Source organism: Brevundimonas sp. (assembly GCF_035626975.1).
Lineage (GTDB): Bacteria > Pseudomonadota > Alphaproteobacteria > Caulobacterales > Caulobacteraceae > Brevundimonas.
This window is the reverse complement of record NZ_DASPMQ010000044.1, coordinates 34246-51908: the sequence shown is the minus strand read 5'-3', so window position 1 is coordinate 51908 and position 17663 is coordinate 34246. Positions and strand designations below refer to the sequence as shown.

19 protein-coding genes are annotated in these 17663 nt (G+C 68.2%); 10 read left to right on the top strand and 9 right to left on the bottom strand.

Going from position 1 to position 17663, the window contains the following annotated elements:
- Window positions 1-12: 12 nt before the first annotated feature.
- Together VEB62_RS11940 and ndk are read right to left on the bottom strand one after the other, a co-directional pair.
- Window positions 13-225: a YMGG-like glycine zipper-containing protein gene (locus tag VEB62_RS11940; RefSeq protein ID WP_324799786.1), complete on the bottom strand. Its 213-nt coding sequence runs from the start codon at window positions 223-225 to the stop codon at window positions 13-15.
- Window positions 226-386: 161 nt separating this feature from the next.
- The gene (ndk, locus tag VEB62_RS11935; protein WP_324799784.1) at window positions 387-806 is read right to left on the bottom strand and encodes a nucleoside-diphosphate kinase; all 420 of its coding nucleotides are present in this window, start codon (window positions 804-806) and stop codon (window positions 387-389) included.
- Between the two features lie 148 nt (window positions 807-954).
- Between ndk and VEB62_RS11930 the strand changes: the two genes are divergently transcribed.
- The gene (locus VEB62_RS11930) at window positions 955-2838 is read left to right on the top strand and encodes an ABC-F family ATP-binding cassette domain-containing protein (protein ID WP_324799782.1); all 1884 of its coding nucleotides are present in this window, start codon (window positions 955-957) and stop codon (window positions 2836-2838) included.
- A complete protein-coding gene (locus VEB62_RS11925; RefSeq protein WP_324799779.1) occupies window positions 2835-3089 on the top strand; it encodes a DUF2164 domain-containing protein in 255 nt (84 codons plus the stop codon). Before VEB62_RS11930 ends, VEB62_RS11925 begins: the two co-directional genes overlap by 4 nt.
- A 3-nt stretch (window positions 3090-3092) precedes the next feature.
- Here the strand turns inward: VEB62_RS11925 and VEB62_RS11920 are convergent, their stop codons facing one another.
- From VEB62_RS11920 to VEB62_RS11895, 6 genes are all read right to left on the bottom strand, one after another.
- Complete coding sequence (locus VEB62_RS11920) at window positions 3093-3449, bottom strand: I78 family peptidase inhibitor (RefSeq protein ID WP_324799776.1); 357 nt, start codon at window positions 3447-3449, stop codon at window positions 3093-3095.
- The gene (locus tag VEB62_RS11915; RefSeq protein WP_324799774.1) at window positions 3440-3682 is read right to left on the bottom strand and encodes a hypothetical protein; all 243 of its coding nucleotides are present in this window, start codon (window positions 3680-3682) and stop codon (window positions 3440-3442) included. Before VEB62_RS11915 ends, VEB62_RS11920 begins: the two co-directional genes overlap by 10 nt.
- A 26-nt stretch (window positions 3683-3708) precedes the next feature.
- A complete protein-coding gene (locus VEB62_RS11910; RefSeq protein WP_324799770.1) occupies window positions 3709-3990 on the bottom strand; it encodes a hemolysin in 282 nt (93 codons plus the stop codon).
- A 20-nt stretch (window positions 3991-4010) separates the two neighbouring features.
- A complete protein-coding gene (locus tag VEB62_RS11905) occupies window positions 4011-4316 on the bottom strand; it encodes a hypothetical protein (RefSeq protein ID WP_324799768.1) in 306 nt (101 codons plus the stop codon).
- A gap of 20 nt (window positions 4317-4336) precedes the next feature.
- A complete protein-coding gene (locus tag VEB62_RS11900; RefSeq protein WP_324799765.1) occupies window positions 4337-4801 on the bottom strand; it encodes a DNA polymerase III subunit chi in 465 nt (154 codons plus the stop codon).
- Between the two features lie 159 nt (window positions 4802-4960).
- Window positions 4961-6436, bottom strand: coding sequence for a leucyl aminopeptidase (locus tag VEB62_RS11895; protein WP_324799763.1), 1476 nt, complete (start codon window positions 6434-6436; stop codon window positions 4961-4963).
- Window positions 6437-6568: 132 nt separating this feature from the next.
- Here VEB62_RS11895 and VEB62_RS11890 point away from each other — a divergent pair, with 132 nt between their 5' ends.
- The 8 genes from VEB62_RS11890 to VEB62_RS11855 all read left to right on the top strand — a co-directional run bounded on the left by VEB62_RS11890 (window position 6569) and on the right by VEB62_RS11855 (window position 15721).
- Window positions 6569-7702 (top strand): LptF/LptG family permease, encoded by a 1134-nt coding sequence (locus VEB62_RS11890; protein ID WP_324799760.1) that lies wholly within the window; start codon window positions 6569-6571, stop codon window positions 7700-7702.
- Window positions 7699-8817 carry an LPS export ABC transporter permease LptG gene (gene lptG, locus VEB62_RS11885; protein WP_324799757.1) on the top strand — a complete coding sequence of 373 codons (1119 nt, stop codon included), beginning with the start codon at window positions 7699-7701 and terminating at the stop codon, window positions 8815-8817. The genes VEB62_RS11890 and lptG overlap by 4 nt, the downstream gene beginning before the upstream one ends.
- A gap of 44 nt (window positions 8818-8861) precedes the next feature.
- A complete protein-coding gene (gene lptD / locus VEB62_RS11880; RefSeq protein WP_324799754.1) occupies window positions 8862-11309 on the top strand; it encodes an LPS-assembly protein LptD in 2448 nt (815 codons plus the stop codon).
- Between the two features lie 98 nt (window positions 11310-11407).
- Window positions 11408-12748: a peptidylprolyl isomerase gene (locus VEB62_RS11875; RefSeq protein WP_324799751.1), complete on the top strand. Its 1341-nt coding sequence runs from the start codon at window positions 11408-11410 to the stop codon at window positions 12746-12748.
- Complete coding sequence (pdxA, locus tag VEB62_RS11870; protein ID WP_324799748.1) at window positions 12745-13746, top strand: 4-hydroxythreonine-4-phosphate dehydrogenase PdxA; 1002 nt, start codon at window positions 12745-12747, stop codon at window positions 13744-13746. The genes VEB62_RS11875 and pdxA overlap by 4 nt, the downstream gene beginning before the upstream one ends.
- 9 nt (window positions 13747-13755) lie before the next feature.
- On the top strand, window positions 13756-14577 hold the full coding sequence (rsmA, locus tag VEB62_RS11865) for a 16S rRNA (adenine(1518)-N(6)/adenine(1519)-N(6))-dimethyltransferase RsmA (RefSeq protein ID WP_324799745.1): 822 nt from the start codon (window positions 13756-13758) through the stop codon (window positions 14575-14577).
- Window positions 14578-14681: 104 nt separating this feature from the next.
- Window positions 14682-15197: a hypothetical protein gene (locus VEB62_RS11860; RefSeq protein ID WP_324799741.1), complete on the top strand. Its 516-nt coding sequence runs from the start codon at window positions 14682-14684 to the stop codon at window positions 15195-15197.
- Complete coding sequence (locus VEB62_RS11855; RefSeq protein WP_324799739.1) at window positions 15194-15721, top strand: hypothetical protein; 528 nt, start codon at window positions 15194-15196, stop codon at window positions 15719-15721. The genes VEB62_RS11860 and VEB62_RS11855 overlap by 4 nt, the downstream gene beginning before the upstream one ends.
- 286 nt (window positions 15722-16007) lie before the next feature.
- Here VEB62_RS11855 and VEB62_RS11850 read toward each other — a convergent pair whose 3' ends face one another.
- Window positions 16008-17507, bottom strand: coding sequence for a calcium-binding protein (locus VEB62_RS11850; RefSeq protein WP_324799736.1), 1500 nt, complete (start codon window positions 17505-17507; stop codon window positions 16008-16010).
- Window positions 17508-17663: the final 156 nt, after the last annotated feature.

Below are 17663 nucleotides of genomic sequence, written 5' to 3'. Positions count from 1 at the left end.
TCACGCGCGGGGTCAGCGGGGCCGACGACTGGGCGCGGTGACCGCGCCGGCCACGGCGCCGACCGCGGCGCCGGCGACCGTCGACTTGGTGTTGCCGCCTATGACCTGACCGGCGGCGGCGCCGATCAGGCCGCCGCTCGCGGCGCGTTGTTCTATGGTCGTGCCGCAGGCCCCGAGCAGGGTCAGCGCGGCGACGGCCGGGGCGAGTTTAAGGGTGCTGTTCATCGTGAAGCTCCTTGGGGAGAAGGGCCTTCCGAGAACGTGCGGGCCCGGAAAGCTGTTCCGGTCAAAGATCGTCCCGCCGACTCCGTGAACATCCCGCCCGAACGAAAACGGCCGGCTTTCCCGCGGGTAAGCCGGCCGCTCGGGTCGTCCTGGAGCCGCGATCAGCCGACGATCTGATCTTCCGTGAAGAACTGGGCAATCTCGATGCCGGCGTTCTCGATCGAGTCCGAACCGTGCACCGAGTTTTCGCCGATCGACAGGGCGAACTGCTTGCGGATGGTGCCTTCGGCGGCGTCCTTCGGGTTGGTGGCGCCCATGACTTCGCGGTAGCGGGCGACGGCGTTTTCGCCTTCCAGCACCTGCACGACGACCGGCTCGGCCGTCATCTGACCGACCAGTTCGCCGTAGAAGGGACGTTCGGCGTGGACTTCGTAAAATTTCTTCGCCTGGGCCTCGGTCAGCTTGACGCGGCGCTGGGCGACGATGCGCAGGCCGGCGGCCTCGATCACGGCGTTGATCGCGCCGGTCAGGTTGCGGCGCGTGGCGTCAGGCTTGATGATCGAGAACGTACGTTCGGTCATGGGAGTGACTTCTTGTTGGGAGATTGAGGGTCGCGGGCTTATAGACGCGCCCTCCCCGGTTTCCAACCGCCCCATTTTTCATGTGTCCCTATCGCTCGGCGCGCGGCGCCTCGCTGCTTGGGGGACGCGCGCTGGCCTCGAAGTTTCCATGCTCCAGATCACCGACCTGACCTTCAACGCCTGGGGCCGCAAATTCCTTGAGGACGCCTCCGTCAGCCTGCCGCCCGGCGCCAAGGTCGGGTTGGTCGGTCGCAACGGCATCGGCAAATCCACCCTGTTCAAGCTGATCCTCGGCGAACTGGCCGCCGGCGGCGACGAGATCAGCCTGCCGAAGACGGCGCGCATCGGGTCGGTGGACCAGGAACATCCGGCCACGCCCGTCAGCGTGCTCGAGACCATCCTCGAGGCCGACGAGGAGCGCCACAGCCTGCTGGGCCGGCTGGAGACCGCCGAGCCAGAGGAGATGGGCGAGATCTGGACCCGGCTGATCGAGATCGAGGCCGACGCCGCCCCCGCACGCGCCGCTGAAATCCTCGTCGGCCTCGGCTTCGACCATGAGAACCAGCAACGGCCGATGTCGGAGTTCTCCGGCGGCTGGCGCATGCGCGTGGCCCTGGCCGCGGCCCTGTTCGCCGAGCCGGACATGCTGTTGCTCGACGAACCGACCAACTACCTGGATCTGGAAGGCGCGCTGTGGCTTGAGGCGCGGTTGAAGAAATACCCGCACACGGCCCTGATCATCTCCCACGACCGGGAGATGCTGAACGAGGTCTGCACCCACATCCTGCACCTCGCGAACCGCAATCTGACGCTCTACACGGGCAACTACGACCAGTTCGAAAAGGCCCGCGCCGAGAAGGCCCGGCTGCAGCTGTCGGCCAAGGCCAAGCAGGATGCCGAGCGGGCGCATCTCCAGGCCTTCGTTGACCGCTTCAAGGCCAAGGCCTCCAAGGCCGCCCAGGCCCAGTCGCGCATGAAGCGGCTGGCCAAGATGCAGCCGGTCGCGACGACCATCGAGGAGCGCGTCGCGCCCTTCATCCTGCCGTCGCCACCGCGCCCGCTGGCGCCGCCGCTGATCCGGCTGGAGCGGGCCAATGTCGGCTATGAGCCCGGCAAGCCGATCCTGCGCAATCTGAACCTGCGCATGGACCTGGATGATCGCATCGGCCTGCTGGGCGTCAATGGCGCCGGCAAGTCGACCTTCGCCAAGATGATCGCCGGCGCCCTGAACGTGTCCGAGGGCGAACTGCACCGGGATCGCAAGATGCGGGTGGGCTGGTTCCACCAGCACCAGATCGAGGCGATGGACCCGACCGATACGCCGCTGGAGATCATCCGCCGCGCCATGCCCGAAGCGAGCGAAAGCAGCCGCCGTTCGAAGCTGGCGCAGTGGGGGCTTGGCTACGAGAAGCAGGAGACCACGGTCGCCAGCCTGTCGGGCGGCGAGCGGGCACGGCTGCTGCTGAACCAGGTGGCGATGGACGCGCCGCATATCCTGATCCTCGATGAACCGACCAACCACCTCGACATCGACAGCCGCCGGGCCCTGCTGGATGCCCTGAACGAATATTCGGGCGCCGTGATCCTGATCACCCACGACCGCTCGCTGATGGAGATGGTCGCCGACCGGTTGTGGCTGGCCGCCGATGGAACGGTGAAGCCGTATGAGGGCGACATGGACGACTACGCCCGGTTCGTTCTGGACCGCGCCAAACAGGCGGCGGTGAAGCCGAGCCAGATCAAGGATGAGACGGCCGCCGTCGCCGCGCCTCAACAGGGCAAGAAGAAGAACGACAAGAAATCAGGCCCTTCGCCCTCGACCCTGCGTCACGCGGTGAAGAAGGCCGAGGAGCGGATAGCCCAGCTGACCGCCGAGATCGCCCGCATAGACGACGATCTGGCCAACGCCGCCGTCAGCAATCCCAAGGCGCTGGAGGGCCTGACGCGGGCGCGGGCCAGGACCCAGTCGGATCTGGAGGCGGCCGAGGCTGCGTGGGTGCAGGCCGAAGAGGCTCTGGCGGAGGTCGCATGAGCAATCCCGTTGAACTGTCGCGCGAAGCCCGGCAGGCCGCCGCCGAGCGCCTGCGCGCCCTGCTCCACGAGGAGCTGGAGGTCGAGATCGGATCCCTCCAGGCCGAACTGATCCTCGACCAGATCGCGCGCGACCTTGGCCCGGTGTTCTACAACCGCGCCCTGGGCGACGCCCGCGCCGTCATCGCTGCAAAGGCTGAAGACATGGACGAAGCGCTCTATGGGCTGCAGCGCCAGACCGAACTGCGCTGAGGATCAGCCGCAGCTGAGACGGACCACAGTCTGGGTGTCGGGGTTGATCTCGATGTTCAACCGGCTGGCGCTGAAGTCCATGGTCACGGGCTGGCCGGTCTCATAGATGCGCCAGACCGCGCCCGCGGGCGCCGACGGCAGGGATGACCGTGCGCGGCCGACCCAGTTCTGACGCTCGGCGGCGCCGCACGCATCGGCCGGAGGGGTCGGTGTCGGCTCCTTGGTCACCGGCGGAGGGGTCGGGGTCGAAGCTGACGACGCGGGCGGGGGGGTGTCCCCGGCCGGCTTGGCCGGGGGGGCCTGCTCGGTGCAGGCGGCGAGCGCCACCACGGTGGCGAGGGATATGACGATCAACCGCATTCTACGCTCCTGATAATGCCTGTGGCCTGATCGAAACGGATATTGAGCCGGTCAGGACGCAGGTCCTTGGTGATCGGGCAGGTGGTGCAGACGATGCGCACGTTGGCGCCGGCGGGAAAGCTGACGGCGCCCACATGAGAGCCGATCAGCGAGCGGGCCTCCGCTGCGCCGCACTGTTGCGGTACGGCGTGCGGCGGCGTCCCGGCCACGGGCGCGCACGCGGCCAGCGCCACTCCGCCGATTCCGAGGAAGACGCTCCTCATCCGCATTTGACCTCGCGAATGATCCCCGTGGACTGTGCGTAGAGGATGTTCAACCGGCTGGGGCTGTAGTCCATCGTCACCGGACAGGTGGTGCAGGTCACGCGCCAGGTCTCATTGGCCGGCTTCGCGGGCAGTTCCGAACGGTTGCGCCCTATGAACCGCTGGTACTGATCGGCCCTGCACTGCGACGGACCCCCGTCCGGCGGAACGGGCTCGATCGGCGCGCAGGCAGCGGCCAGCAGACCGGCGGCGGCGAGGCTGAGCAACGGGATTTTCATGCGCGTCTCCGTGGGTGACTTCAGCCGCAGCGGACCTGTTCGACGATCCCGGTCTGTTCGTTGAAGAAGATGTTCAGGCGGTGGGGCGAATAGTCCTCGGTGACGGGGCAGGTGGTGCAGGTCACCCTGCGGTTGACCACATCGACCGGAACGGGGATGTCGGTCTTAGGTTTCCCAACCAGCCATTGCATCTCGCCGGCGCGGCACAGGTCGGCCGTCGGATTGTCCGGGCGGGAGCCGACCGGCTGACTCATCTGGGCCTTCTCGACGGCGCGGGGCGCCGGGGCGTCCGAGGCCGGTGTCGAACACGCGGCGAGCGCGGCCATGGCCATCAAGGACGGGGCGATCAGGCCGCCTTTTCCCAGCGTCCCTCGGGCGACTGTTTCCAGTAGGCGAGATTGGCTCCGGCGTCCTTCAGCGTCTTCCAGCGCACCCGCGCGGCGGCGAGCGCCGTGTCGTTCCTGCCGTCGAAGATGATGAAGCATCGATCGAACCCTTTCGTATCGCCAAGCTCTGCGTCGTCGAGGATGAACAGCGCCTGAGCGCCGTTAGGGTTCTCCGTGGAGTCGGTGAGCAGGATCGGCTGACGCGCGGCCTCAGGCTCCGACGCGAGGCCGTGCGCCAGGAAGCTGTCGTCCCGATACGTCCACAGCCGCTCGTCCATGTCGTCGAGCAGGCCTCCGCCGGCGGCGCGAACCAGCGCCCGCCAGCCCCGCTCGCGCGTCTTCTCCAGGAGACCGGGCAGCACCTGGTCGAGCGTCGACCGCTCAAGGTGGTAGAACCAGATTTCGGGTCCGGGGCTCGCGCTCACGTTCTTTCCCCGTTGGAATCGGCGTCCTGGTTGGCAGCGCGCCGAAGCATGGACGCGGTCGAAATGTGCAGCAATCTTCAGCCGCCAGTGGCCAAAATCGTCGCTCCGGCGTGTTCAAAATGGTTCGGAACTGGTCGAAACTTCATACTCGCCTGAACGTCACGCCTCGTAGCTGTCCGCCACCATACGGTCGAGCGTGCGGACGCCCCAGCCGACGGCGCCGTCGGGGACGGTCGGGCTCTTGCTGTCCTTGATCCAGGCGGTCGGGGCGATGTCGATGTGGGCCCACGGCACGCCGTTGGTGAAGCGCTGCAAGAACAGGGCGGCGGTGATCGAGCCCCCGGCGCGGCCGTTGCCGGTGTTCTTGACGTCGGCGATCGGGCTGTCGATGTGACGCTCGTAGGCCGCCGGAATCGGCATCCGCCAGGCGTTCTCGCCGACCTTTGGCGCGGCGGCGAGGAAGTTGTTCGCCAGCTCGTCCGAGTTCGAGAACACGCCCGCGTATTCGAGGCCGAGGGCGACGATCATGGCCCCTGTCAGGGTCGCGAGATCCAGCATGAATTTCGGCTTGAACCGCTCCTGGGTGTACCAGAGGCAGTCGGCAAGCACGAGCCGGCCCTCGGCGTCGGTGTTCAGCACCTCGACCGACTGGCCGGACAGTGACATGACCACGTCGCCGGGGCGCTGGGCCGCGCCGTCGGGCATGTTCTCGACCAGGCCGAGCACGCCGATGGCGTTGACCTTCGCCTTGCGGCCGGCCAGCGCATGCATGAGGCCGGCCACGGCGGCGGCGCCGCCCATGTCCCACTTCATGTCCTCCATGCCGTCGGCCGGCTTGATGGAGATGCCGCCGGTGTCGAAACAAACTCCCTTGCCGACGAAGGCGATCGGCTGGTCGCCCTTCTTGCCGCCGTTCCATTTCATGATGGCGACCTGGCTTTCGCGCACACTGCCCTGGCCGACGGCCAGCAGGGTGCGGAAGCCGAGCCTGGTCAGCTCCTTCTCGCCGAGGATTTCGACCTCGAGGCCGAGCTTCTCCAGCGCCTTGACGCGTTTGGCGAACTCTTCGGGGTAGAGGACGTTGGCGGGCTCGCTGACCAGATCGCGCGAGAATTCGACGGCGTCGGCCACGGGCGAAATCTTGTCATAAGCCGCCCGGGCGGCCTTCACGTCCGCTGCGACGACCTTGATCGTCTCGATCGAAGGTGTCTTCTCGGGCTTCAACGTGGTGCGGTACTTCAGGAAGCGATAGCTGGCCAGCCGGGCCGCGAAGGCGGCGCGCGCGGCCTGGCCGGCCGACAGCGCGTAGGCGTCGATGGTCAGCGACTTCGCACCCGACAGCTTGACGGCGTGATAGGCGGCGCCGGCGGCGGCCTCCAGCGCCAGATCGTCGAACTTGCCCGCCTCGCCGCCGCCCGTCAGCACGATCGTGCCCGCATCGACGCCGGTCGGAGCCGCGACCACCAGGGTGCTGTTCGAACCACCGGTGAAGCGGCTGGCGTTCATCGCCCGGGTCAGAGCGCCCGAGGCCGCCGTGTCGAGCGTTCCACCCGTCCCGTGCAGGACCCGGCCCTCGTGAACCAGGACGGCCAGCACCTCGGCTCCGCTGGCGGACGCAACGAACTCGATCTTCATGGGCTACTCCAGCCGGAATTGCGCGTTCCGGACATGCTTACAAGGGTCGCGCGCGGCGCCTGTCGCCGACGCGCGTGGATGTGTATTAGAGGCGTTCCAGCCGCCGCCTGCAACGGGCGATTTCCTCCGTTTATGACGCTGATTCAAGGCTATCTTTTTCGCCAGATCGCCCGCCCCGTCGTCGGAGCGTGCGCGGCGCTGGCCGGAATCGGCATCCTGAGCCAGAGCCTCGATCAACTCGAGGTTATTGTCGAGCGTGGCCAGAGCGTCTGGGTCATGGTCAAGCTGACCCTGCTCGCCGTTCCTCAACTTCTGGCGGTGATCGTGCCGATCGGCCTGTTCGTCGGCGCCCTTATCGCCCTCACCCGCCTGCAGCGGGAACAGGAACTGACCGCCGTTTTCGCGTCGGGGGTCACCCGCTGGTCGGCGATTCGGCCCGCCGTGCGCATCGCGGCCATCGCCGCCGTCCTTACCCTGATCGTCACCACCGTGCTGCAACCGTGGGCGCAGCGGCAGGCACGCGCCGAAGCCTTCGCGGTGCGCACGGACCTGGCGGCCCTGCTGGTCGAGGAGGGCCGGTTCGTCCAGGGTCCCGAGGGTCTGACCGTCTACGTCCAGCAGATCGAGCAGAACGGCCTGCTCAAGAACATCTTCATCTACCAGGCCGAGGACGACCGGGTGACCACCTGGGATGCGGCCGAAGCCCGCTTCTCGCGCATCGACGGCGAGCCGATCCTGACCCTGATAGACGGTTCCTGGCAGCGCTACTCCAGCCGGGGCGTGCTGGAGCACCTGTCCTTCGGCCGACAGGATGTGCCGCTCGGCCAGTACTCGGAGGTGACGGACACGATCCGCTACAAGCCGTCGGACCTCTATCTGACCCAGCTTCTCAATCCCTCGCCGCAGGACCTGGAGCGGGTCGGATCGGCAGGTGAACTGATGGCCGAAGCGCACTCGCGGCTGTCGGCGCCGCTCTACGCCCTGTTGGCGATGGCGATGGCGCTGTCGGCCATCCTCGGCGGCCAGTTCAGCCGGACCGGCTACAGCCTGCGCATCGCCCGGGTCGCGGGCGCCTTTCTGATCATCCGCATCGTCGGCTACGGCGTGGTGGCCGCGAGCGCCTGGAACGGCTGGCTCAATGTGTTCCAGTACTTGCTGCCGATCGTCGGGACGGTGATCGCCTTGCGCCTGCTGTTCCGGGCGCTCAAGCCGCGGCGGCGGCGGGCCTGGCCCGCCTTCGAACGGCTGAAGGCGAGGTTCGCATGAGCGCCGCCGACCGGGCGCCGTCATGGCTCCGGCTGGGGCGGATCGAGCGCTATGTGCTGGTCCAGCAGGCGCGGTCGCTGGCCCTTGCGCTGGGGGTTATCGCCGCCCTGATCATGCTGATCGACTTCGTCGAGATCTCGCGCGGGATTGGCTCGGATGTCGACCTCTCCGGCGTACGCATTCTCCTCCTGATGCTGTTGAAGTCGCCTCAGGTCATTATCCAGCTCCTGCCGTTCGTCTTCCTGTTCGGCACCCTCGCCGCCTTCGTCGGATTGAACCGCCGCAGCGAATTGATCGCGATGCGCGCCGCGGGTCTTTCGGCCTGGAGGTTCGTTCTGCCCGCGGCGGGCGCGGCCTTCCTGTTCGGCGTCCTTACCGTCACAGCCCTCGGGCCGCTGGCGGCGTCGGCGGATGGCATTTTTCAGCGCGAACGGACCCGGTTGTCGGGCTCGACCAGTGCGACGGAAGCCGTCTGGATTCGGGAAGGCGACGACACACGACAGATGGTCATTCGGGCCGAGCGGCAGGACCGGGCCAACGCCCGCCTGCTGGGCGTGACCTTCTTCATCTACGCCAACGACGGCGACGGGCGCCGCACCTTCCGCGAACGGATCGACGCCGCTTCGGCCTCTCTGAGCGCGGGGCGCTGGCGACTGGTCGACGCCGTAGGCGCACAGATCGGGCAGCGGGCGGTCCGTTACGAGACCCTCGACCTGCTCTCCAGCCTCGCCGACGACGAGGCATTCGAACGATTCGCCCGGCCCCAGTCGACGCCGTTCTGGTCGCTTCCGGCCCAGGTCGCACGGGTCGAGGCGGCGGGCTTCTCGAGCACCGCCTACCGGCTGCGGCTGCAGCAACTACTGGCCACGCCTCTGATGTTCGCCGCCATGTCGATCCTCGCCGCCGCCTTCTCCCTGCGCCTGATGCGGCTGGGCGACCTGGCGCGGATGAGCCTGGCGGCGGTGGTGTTGGGCTTCGGCTTCTTTTTCGTGAACCAGGCCGCGTCCGCCTTCGGCTCGGCCGAGGTGATCCCGCCGTGGCTGGCGGCGTGGCTTCCGCCGTTGCTGACGGCGCTCGCCGCCTTCACCTTGCTGTTCTATACCGAAGACGGCTAAGCGAAGCCGCCCGTCGTCTCCCGCCGTCCACCGAGTGAGCCTGAATGCCGCGTGACCGCCGCGTCGAAACAGGAGCCCTGCGCCTCCGGCTTCTGGCCGGCGCCGCAGCCATGGCGCTGGCGTCGTGGACCGGCGCGGTCCAGGCCCAGGAGGGATCCGCGGCCACGGCTCCAGAGACCGTCGGCCCGGACGGTCTGACGCCGGAAGCCCTCTATCTGGAGGCCGATACAGCCTCGCGCGATGGCGATCTGATCACCGCGGCGGGTGGGACCGAACGGGTTCTGGCCCGCTTCCGGAACACGACGCTCCGCGCCGGCCGGCTGAGCTACGACCTCAACGCCGGGGTCGCGACGGCCGATGACCGGGTGGAGTTCGTCGACCCCGAAGGCAATGTCATCTTCGCGAGCCACCTGGAGCTCGATTCCGACCTCAAGGCCGGCGTGGCCGTCGACTTCGCCACCCGCTTCCGCAATGGCGCCAGCCTGATGGCGGCCACCGCGGTGCGGCGCAGCGAGAACGTCAACGAACTGAATTACGCCCTCTTCACCCCCTGCCCGATCTGCGACGCCGAAGGAAATCCGAAGGAACCGAGCATCGCCATCCAGGCGGAAAAGGTCGTCCAGAATGAAGAGCTGCGCGCAGTGCTGTACCGCAACGCCGTGTTCAGGGTCGGTGGCGTTCCGGTCTTCTACCTGCCCTGGTTCGCCCACCCGGACCCGACGGTCGAACGCGCCTCGGGTTTCCTCGTGCCCATCCCCAGCTACGACGAGGGACGCGGCTTCAGCCTCGAGGCGCCGTACCTGCAGGTGATCTCGCCGTCAGAGGACTGGCTGATCAGCCCGCAGATCAACAGCCGGGTCGCACCGCTGCTGAACCTGCAATGGCGGCGCCGGTTCGAGGACGGGACGGTGGTTCTGCGCGGCGGCTACACCTATGAGCGCAGCTTCGGGGACTTCGATCTGGACGGGGACGACGACGCCGAGAGCAACGTCAAATTCGGCGACCGCACCAGCCGCAGCTATTTCCTCGGTCATGGACGCTTCGACCCCGAGGGCCCATGGCGCTGGGGATTCACGGCCGAACGGACTTCGGACAAGACGTTGTTCGACCGTTACGACGTGCGCGATCCCTATCAGGACAACGGGCTCTATTATGGCGACCAGCGCCGGCTGATCAGCCAGATCTACGCCGAGCACCAGACCGACCGGTCCTACGTCTCGGTCGCGGCCTTTGCACTGCAGAGCCTCCGCGTGGTGCGGTTCGATCCGGTCACGCCGGCCCTGAACGAGTTCGAACGCGACGGGGCGCTGCCGATCGTCGCCCCCTTGATCGAGGCGCGATGGGAGCCCGACGGGCCCATCCTCGGGGGGCGTCTGCGCCTGCGAGGGTCTGCGGTTTCGCTCTATCGCGATGACTATGTCGGCAGCCCGGTGCTGCGCCCCGGCATCATCCCGCCGGGCCCGACCCTCGGCCTGCCCGGAGTGGACAGCCGTCGGGTGTCCGCCCAGGCCGACTGGCGTCGAACCATGATCTCCTCGTCGGGCGTACGCTGGGAGCCGTTCGTCGACGTGCGCGCCGACCTCTACTCGGTCGCCGACCTGCCGCCCGCCATGGGGCTGGAGGAAGAGGCGATCGGCCGGGGCCGCGCCACTGCCGGCGTCGACGTCAGCTACCCGCTGATCCGGCGCTTCGGCGCGGCGGACATGATCCTCGAGCCAATGGCCCAGTTGTCGATCTCGACAGATCCCGATCTTGATCCACGTATCCCGAATGAGGACAGCCAGACGATCGAGCTGGACGAGAGTTCGCTGTTCCGCGTCGACCGCTTCCCGGGATACGACCTTTACGAGGGCGGCCTTCGCCTCACGACGGGCGTAAGGACCACCCTGCGCTGGGACGAAGGCCGACAGGCCAGCCTGTTCATCGGCCGCAGCCTGCGGGCCGATGAGGAGCCGGCGTTCCTGGTCCCGATCCCGGATGCTCCGGCCCAGCTTTACGACCCCTCCGGGCTGGCGTCCGACACCTCGGACTGGGTTGTCCAGGGTGACTTCTCGCCGTCCGACGGAATCCGCGGATGGGGCCACGCGACCATCGACTCGGGCGGTAATGTGAGGCGCGCCGAGATCGCGGTGGACGGACGGTGGGGGCGGCGGAACCTGGCCACGGTCAGCTACATCCTGGACCGTTCCAACCCGCTGGCCGGGCCGAACAACCGCAACTACGAATTCCTGCAGCTGGCGGGGCAGCAGTTCGTTTACGGGAACTGGGGCGTCGCCTTCTCCGGCATCGCCGACCTGGAACGTACGCCGCGGCCTGGACAGCCCGATCCCGGCTATCTCGTCCAATCGGAAATCGGCCTGCTGTTCGACGATGATTGCTTCCGTTTCGAGCTGGGTTGGCGGCGTGACAATACGAGCGTCAGGCCGTCGGGCCCCTCTGAAGGTCCTTATGTGCGCCTAACCCTCGCCACTTTCGGCGGTACAGGATATTGACGGGGCGACGGGCGCCGGCCGGCGTGCGATTTCGGTTGCGCGCAAGTCGCCAGAACCGGGCTCGAACCGACTGCGCCGCTTGAGGAACCAGGACTGACATGCGTTTTCAGCGTTACTTGACGGGCGTGGCGATCGCCGCCCTCCTGGCCGGAGCGGCCGTGGCCCAGACGGCGCCGCAGCAGCCCGCCGCGGCGGGCACGCTGAATCCCGCAGCCGAACAGGCGCCGCCTGCCGCGCCGCCGGCGGCTCCGCAGTTCCAGATGGCTGAGGGGGTCCTGGCGACCGTCAACGACAGCATCATCACCGGCTATGATCTGCGTCAACGCATGCTGCTGCTGATCGCGATGACCCAGGTCCAGCCGACGCCCGAGAATATTCCCGCCATCCAGCAGGAGGCGCTGAACGCCCTGATCGATGAGCGCCTGCAGACGCAGGAACTGGCGAACTACGAGGACCTCAGGGTCACCGACGAAGAGGTCGAGCAGGAAATCGCGGCGATGGCCCAGGAGGTCGGCGCGACTCCGCAAGCCTATCTGTCCTTCCTGGAATCCGGCGGTATTCGTCCGCAGACCCTTCGCGAGCAACTGCGCACCCAGATCGGCTGGCAGCAACTGGTCGGCGGCCGCTTCCAGAGCCGGGCCCGCGTGAGCAAGAGCGCGATCGACGCGGCCATGCGGCAGGCGTCCGAAGCGGCGTCCAAGAAGCAGTACCTGATCGGTGAAATCTTCATCGAGGCCGCGCGTGTCGGCGGACAACAGGCCGCAATGAACGGCGCCAACCAGCTGGTCCAGCAGATGGTCCAGGGCGCGCCTTTCCAGGCGGTGGCCCAGCAGTTCTCGTCAGCGCCCTCCGCGACGCGCGGCGGCGACGCCGGCTGGGTGGTCGCGGGCACAATCAATCCGACCCTGCAGGCTGCGATGGAACAGCTTGAAACTGGTCAGCTTTCTCGTCCGATTCCGGTCGAGGGGGGCGTGTATATCATTTACATGCGGGACAAGCGGGATGGGGCGGCGGCGAGCCTGGTGCAGCTGAAACAGGTGATGATCGAGCTGCCGGAAACGGCGAGCGAGGCCGAGGTGGCGGCGGCGGCGCAGCGGCTGGAGGCCCTGAGGCCGCAGCTGACCTGCGATACGATGCTGCAGCGGGCGACCTCGGAGCAGGGCCTGCTCGGCGCCGACCTGGGCGAGGCCGATGTGCAGAACCTGGCCCCGCAGTTCCAGCAGGTGGCCAGATCGGCCGCCGTCGGAACCGTCAGCACCCCGGTGCGCACCCCGCTGGGCCTGCACCTGCTGGGCGTCTGCGGGCGCCGCGCGGGCGGCGCCCAGGCGCCGGACCAGCGCGCGGTCGAGAACCAGCTGTTCCGCCAGAACCTGGCCACCCTGGCGCGCCGCTACATGCGCGACCTGCGCGATGACGCCCTGATCGAGTTCAAGCAGTGACCGCCGGCCCGCCGCTGGCCCTGACCATGGGCGAGCCGGCGGGCGTTGGACCCGAGATCATCGCCCGCGCCTGGGCCGCGCTCAGGGACGGGGACCGGACCTTCGTCGTCATCGGCGACGCCGCCCTGATGCGGGCGCAGGGAATCCCCGTGCAGACGGTGGCCGCGCCGTCCGACGTCGCCGGCGCGTTCTCCCGCGCCGTGCCGGTGCTCGACACCCCCCTGCCGGCGCCGGTCCAGCCGGGCCGGCCGGACCCCGCCAACGCCGGAACCGTCGCCGACTGGATCGAGCAGGCCGTCAACCTGGCCATGGGCGGCGAAGTCTCGGGCATGGTCACCGCCCCGATCGCCAAGGCCCCGCTGTACGCGGCCGGCTTCCGCTTTCCCGGTCACACCGAGTTCATCGCCGAACTGACCGCCGACGCACCGTTCAGCGGCACGCGCGGCCCGGTCATGATGCTGACGGCCAAGGACCTGCGCGCCTGTCTGGTGACCATCCATGTGGCGCTGGCCGAGGTCCCTGAGCTGGTCACCGCCGAGCGGGTGATCCGCACCGCCCGCGTCGTGCACGAGGCGATGCGGCGCGACTTCGGCATCGCCCGGCCCCGACTGGCGCTGGCGGCGCTGAACCCGCACGCCGGCGAGAGCGGCGCCCTGGGGCTGGAGGAGATCGAGGTGTTGGCCCCCGCGGCGGCGGCGCTGCGCGGCGAGGGCGTCGCGATCACCGACCCCCTGCCCGCCGACACCCTGTTCCACGACGAGGCCCGCGCCGGCTATGACGCCGTGCTGTGCCTGTACCACGACCAGGCGCTCATCCCGGTCAAGACGCTGGACTTCTGGGGCGGCGTCAACGCCACGCTGGGCCTGCCGGTCGTGCGCACCTCGCCGGACCACGGAACCGGGTTCGACATCGCCGGCCGGGGCGTGGCGCGGGCGGACAGCCTGATCGCGGCGGTGAAGCTGGCCGGGGAGATGGCGGCGGCGCGCGCGGCGCGGTAAGGCACCCCTGTGACCGACCTCCCCTCCTTGCGCCAAACCCTCGACGCCCATGGCCTGCTGGCGAAGAAGAGCTTCGGGCAGCATTTCCTGCTGGACCTCAATGTGACGCGCAAGATCGCCCGGCTGGCGGGGCCGTTCGAGGGGCGGGCGGTGATCGAGGTCGGGCCCGGGCCCGGCGGGCTGACGCGGGCGCTGCTGGAGAGCGACGCCGGCAACGTGGTGCTGGTCGAGAAGGATCCGCGCTTCCTGCCCCTGCTGGCCGAGCTTGACGACGGCTCCGGGCGGCTGGTGGTCGTCGAGGGCGACGCGCTGAAGGTGCGCGAGGCTGAACTGGTCGAACCCGCCCCGGCGCATGTGGTGTCGAACCTGCCCTACAATGTCGGCACGGCCCTGCTGATCAAATGGCTGACCGGGCCGTGGCTGCCGTACGCCCTGACGCTGATGTTCCAGAAGGAGGTGGCCGAACGCATCGTCGCCGCGCCGGGGGACGACGCCTACGGCCGGCTGGCGGTGATCGCCCAGGCGGTGTGCGAGGCGCGGCTGGTCATGCACCTGCCCGCCGCCGCCTTCACCCCCCCGCCCAAGGTGGCGAGCGCGGTGGTGCATCTGGTCCCGAAGGCGGACCGGCCCGACCGCGAGACGCTGAAGCGTCTGGAGCGGGTCACGGCGGCGGCGTTCGGACAGAGGCGGAAGATGCTGCGGTCCAGTTTGAAGACGCTGGGCGGCGCGGCCCTGTGCGAGGCGGCCGGGATCGAACCGGACGCGCGGGCGGAGGTGATCGACGGGGCAGGATTCCTGCGTTTGGCGAAGGCGCTGGATCAAGGCCGTTGAGGGGTTGCGGCGCCCTCTCCGCCCGTCGATGATCCGCCACAACAGGTCGGGCGCGGTATGACATCGGCGCGGCGTCCGGGGCGAGCCGGCGGAGATGGCATCACGTGACACCGACACCCTGGCAGGTCGCCGGACTGGTGCTTGGCCTGGTGGCCTATGCCGTCGCCTGGGTCTGGGGCGGCCGGCCGGAGCGGCTCGCCGCGGCCGTATTGCTCTTCGCCTGTCTGTTCTGGGGCGCGACCTACAGGTGGGGGGCGGACGGGTTCTATCTGCACATGGCCGGGGACTGTGTGCGTCTTCTGATCTTCGGCTGGTTGTGCATCCGGCTGGACCGCTGGTGGCCCTTCGGCATAACCGCGGCGCTGGCCCTGATGGTCTTCATGTATTTCGCCCGGCTGCTGGATTCGACCGTCACCCAGTACGCGGTGGCCTCCGCCCACGTCGGTCTGGGGTATCTGATCGATCTGACCCTGCTGCTCAGCGTTTTCGAGCGCGGGCTGGCGGGGGAGCCGCCGGCGGGGGCGGCCGCGTGGGCGAGAGCGGATTGGCTCACGGCGACCCGGCGGAACCGAAGGGATGAGACCCGCCCGGGCAAAATGGCGGAGATCTGCATCCCATGACGCCCTGGCAGATCGGCGGATTGTGGCTCAGCCTGGGGGCCTACACCGTCGCCTGGCTCCGGGGCGGGAGCCCGGAACGGCTCGCCGCGGGCGTCTTGCTCCTCAACTTCCTGCTCTCCAGCCTGACCTACCAATGGCAGGTCGGCGGCTTCCATCTGGCCGCCACGATCGAAGACTGCGTCTGCCTGCTGATCCTCGGCTGGCTATGTTTCCGATCGGACCGCTGGTGGCCCATCGTCGCAACCGCGGCCTTGGCGCTGACGGTTCTGACGCATATCGTCAAACTGCTGGATCCGGCGTTCTCGCAATATGCGGCGGCCTCCGCCAGGATTGGTCTGGGATATCTGATCGATCTGGCCCTGCTGCTCGGCGTCTGGGAGCGCCAGTTGGCGGGGGCGCCGCCGGCGGGCCAGGCCGCCTGGGCGAGAGCGGAATGGATCACGGCGACCCGGCGGAACCGAAGGGATGAGGCGCGGCGGCCGGAAGCAGGGCCGGTCCACGCGGCCAAGGTTGTTCCGGAATAGACCAGAAAAAGGGCCGCCCCCCGGGGGAGCGGCCCTTCCATTGTCAGCCGGCGAACGGCTTCGTCAGGCGACAGACCCCGCCAGAGGGGAGGCCGGGCTCATCCGACGGGCCGCGCGCGGCGTGAGACAATGAGACATTCGACCACCTCCTTTCATTGTTGGAACAGGGGGCGGAGATGGGGAGGGTTGGGGCGGGGTCAAGGGGCGTCCTCCCCCGCATGCCAACTGACGGTCAGGCGCCGGGACTGAAATCCTGATCGGTCCGGTCCTCGACGCCAAAAACCGCCTAGCCGCCTGAGAGGATGTCGTCGGCCCAGGTCGACGATCCTTCCATCCCAAGCGAACTGGCAGGGACGGCGGGCGCGGTGGGCGGGAACAGGTCGGCCAGGATCACGGTCTCGCCATCCGCAAAGCGCACCCGCTCGATCTCCATCAGCAGGTCGACGCCGTCCCGACCGGCCGTGTTGTCGGTGACCCGATAGCCGTCGAGCGTAAGCTCGATGGTGTAGTCGGCGCGATTCCCGAGATACACCGCGACGTCGTCGCCGGCGTCGCCGATCAGGGTGTCGTTGCCGCCGAGGCCGGTGAGGGTGTCGTCGCCGGCGCCGCCCTGGATCACGTTGGCGCTGGCGTTACCTTGACCGGTGAAGGCGCCTTCGCCGGTGAAGTCGAGGTTCTCGATATTCGCCGCCAGTATGAAGGTGCTGTTGGTGGTCAGCACCGCATCCACACCCTCGCCGTCCCGTTCGACGATCGTGTCATTGGCGGAGACGACGTAGACATCGTCCCCCAGGCCGCCGTAGAGCTCGTTGGCCTCGCCCGAGCCACCGACAAGGGTGTCGTTGCCGCCGAGACCGATCAGGACGTCGCGGCCTTCGCCGCCCCGGATCGTATTGTGGCCGCTGTTGCCAATGCCGGTGAATCCGCCCGTGCCGGTGAAGGTCAGATTCTCGACGTTCGCTGTCAGGCGCATGCGGGCCATGGTCGTTTCGACGGTGTCGAGCCCTTCGCCCGCGGCTTCAATGATCGTGTCGTTGGCGGTCACGACGTAGCGGTCGCTGCCGCCACCGCCCTGCAGGGTGTTGGCCGAGCCCGAACCGCCGATCAGCACGTCGTCGCCATTGAGCCCGAGCAGATAGTCGGCGCCGGCCCCGCCGTTCAGGACGTTGTCGACGCCGTTGCCGACCAGGGTATCGTTGAAGGCGGTGCCGATTGCATTCTCGATGCCGAACAGGGTGTCCGTTCCACCGAGGCCGTCCGTCGTGGCCCCGCCGTTCAGACGAACCGTGACGCCCGCGGTCGAGTCTTCGAAGGTCACCGTGTCGATGCCCACGCCGCCGTCGATCCGGTCGTTGCCCGCACCGCCGATGAATGTGTCATCGCCTCCAGCACCGGTCAGGACATCGGCGCCCCAGCCGCCGACGAGGAAGTCGTCGCCGAGCCCGCCCTGGAGCAGGTCGTCGCCTAGCCCGCCGGCCATGAAGTCGTTCAGGTCGCCGCCCAGGACGTTGTCGACACCACTGGTTCCGAGACGGACAGTGGAGAACAGAGCCCCGCGCGCGGCCCCGGAGACGAGGTCGCGTACGTCGAAGAACGACCCATCACCGGCGACCAGATGCAAATCCTCGTCGCCGACCCGTATCTCACTGCCTGTGGGAACGCCGGAGCCGTCTGTATTCTGCAGGCGGACAGCCGCGCCGCCATCCTGGTTGGCCAGCGTCCCTGAATCGTTGTTGCTCCCGTTCCCGACTTCCGAAGTCGTGAACGTCACTCTAGTGGTAGGCATGGTTGAATCTCCCTCTCGGACGGCGATCGCCATCCTCACTCCGGCGACTGTTCGCCGAGGGGCGTAACCGTGTTTGGCGGGAATTCGGTTCAGCGCTACTGCAAAAAAACCCAATAAATCCCAATAGCTTTGCTTTTAAGCATGGGAGTTTTCGAC

Coding starts and splice junctions, on each gene's coding strand:
- VEB62_RS11890 (WP_324799760.1), top strand. CDS start 6,569: ATGACGCTGATTCAAGGCTATCTTTTTCGCCAGATCGCCCGCCCCGTC.
- lptG (WP_324799757.1), top strand. CDS start 7,699: ATGAGCGCCGCCGACCGGGCGCCGTCATGGCTCCGGCTGGGGCGGATC.
- VEB62_RS11855 (WP_324799739.1), top strand. CDS start 15,194: ATGACGCCCTGGCAGATCGGCGGATTGTGGCTCAGCCTGGGGGCCTAC.
- VEB62_RS11930 (WP_324799782.1), top strand. CDS start 955: ATGCTCCAGATCACCGACCTGACCTTCAACGCCTGGGGCCGCAAATTC.
- VEB62_RS11910 (WP_324799770.1), bottom strand. CDS start 3,990: ATGAAAATCCCGTTGCTCAGCCTCGCCGCCGCCGGTCTGCTGGCCGCT.
- VEB62_RS11905 (WP_324799768.1), bottom strand. CDS start 4,316: ATGGCCGCGCTCGCCGCGTGTTCGACACCGGCCTCGGACGCCCCGGCG.
- VEB62_RS11875 (WP_324799751.1), top strand. CDS start 11,408: ATGCGTTTTCAGCGTTACTTGACGGGCGTGGCGATCGCCGCCCTCCTG.
- ndk (WP_324799784.1), bottom strand. CDS start 806: ATGACCGAACGTACGTTCTCGATCATCAAGCCTGACGCCACGCGCCGC.
- VEB62_RS11925 (WP_324799779.1), top strand. CDS start 2,835: ATGAGCAATCCCGTTGAACTGTCGCGCGAAGCCCGGCAGGCCGCCGCC.
- lptD (WP_324799754.1), top strand. CDS start 8,862: ATGCCGCGTGACCGCCGCGTCGAAACAGGAGCCCTGCGCCTCCGGCTT.
- VEB62_RS11920 (WP_324799776.1), bottom strand. CDS start 3,449: ATGCGGTTGATCGTCATATCCCTCGCCACCGTGGTGGCGCTCGCCGCC.
- VEB62_RS11850 (WP_324799736.1), bottom strand. CDS start 17,507: ATGCCTACCACTAGAGTGACGTTCACGACTTCGGAAGTCGGGAACGGG.
- VEB62_RS11895 (WP_324799763.1), bottom strand. CDS start 6,436: ATGAAGATCGAGTTCGTTGCGTCCGCCAGCGGAGCCGAGGTGCTGGCC.
- VEB62_RS11940 (WP_324799786.1), bottom strand. CDS start 225: ATGAACAGCACCCTTAAACTCGCCCCGGCCGTCGCCGCGCTGACCCTG.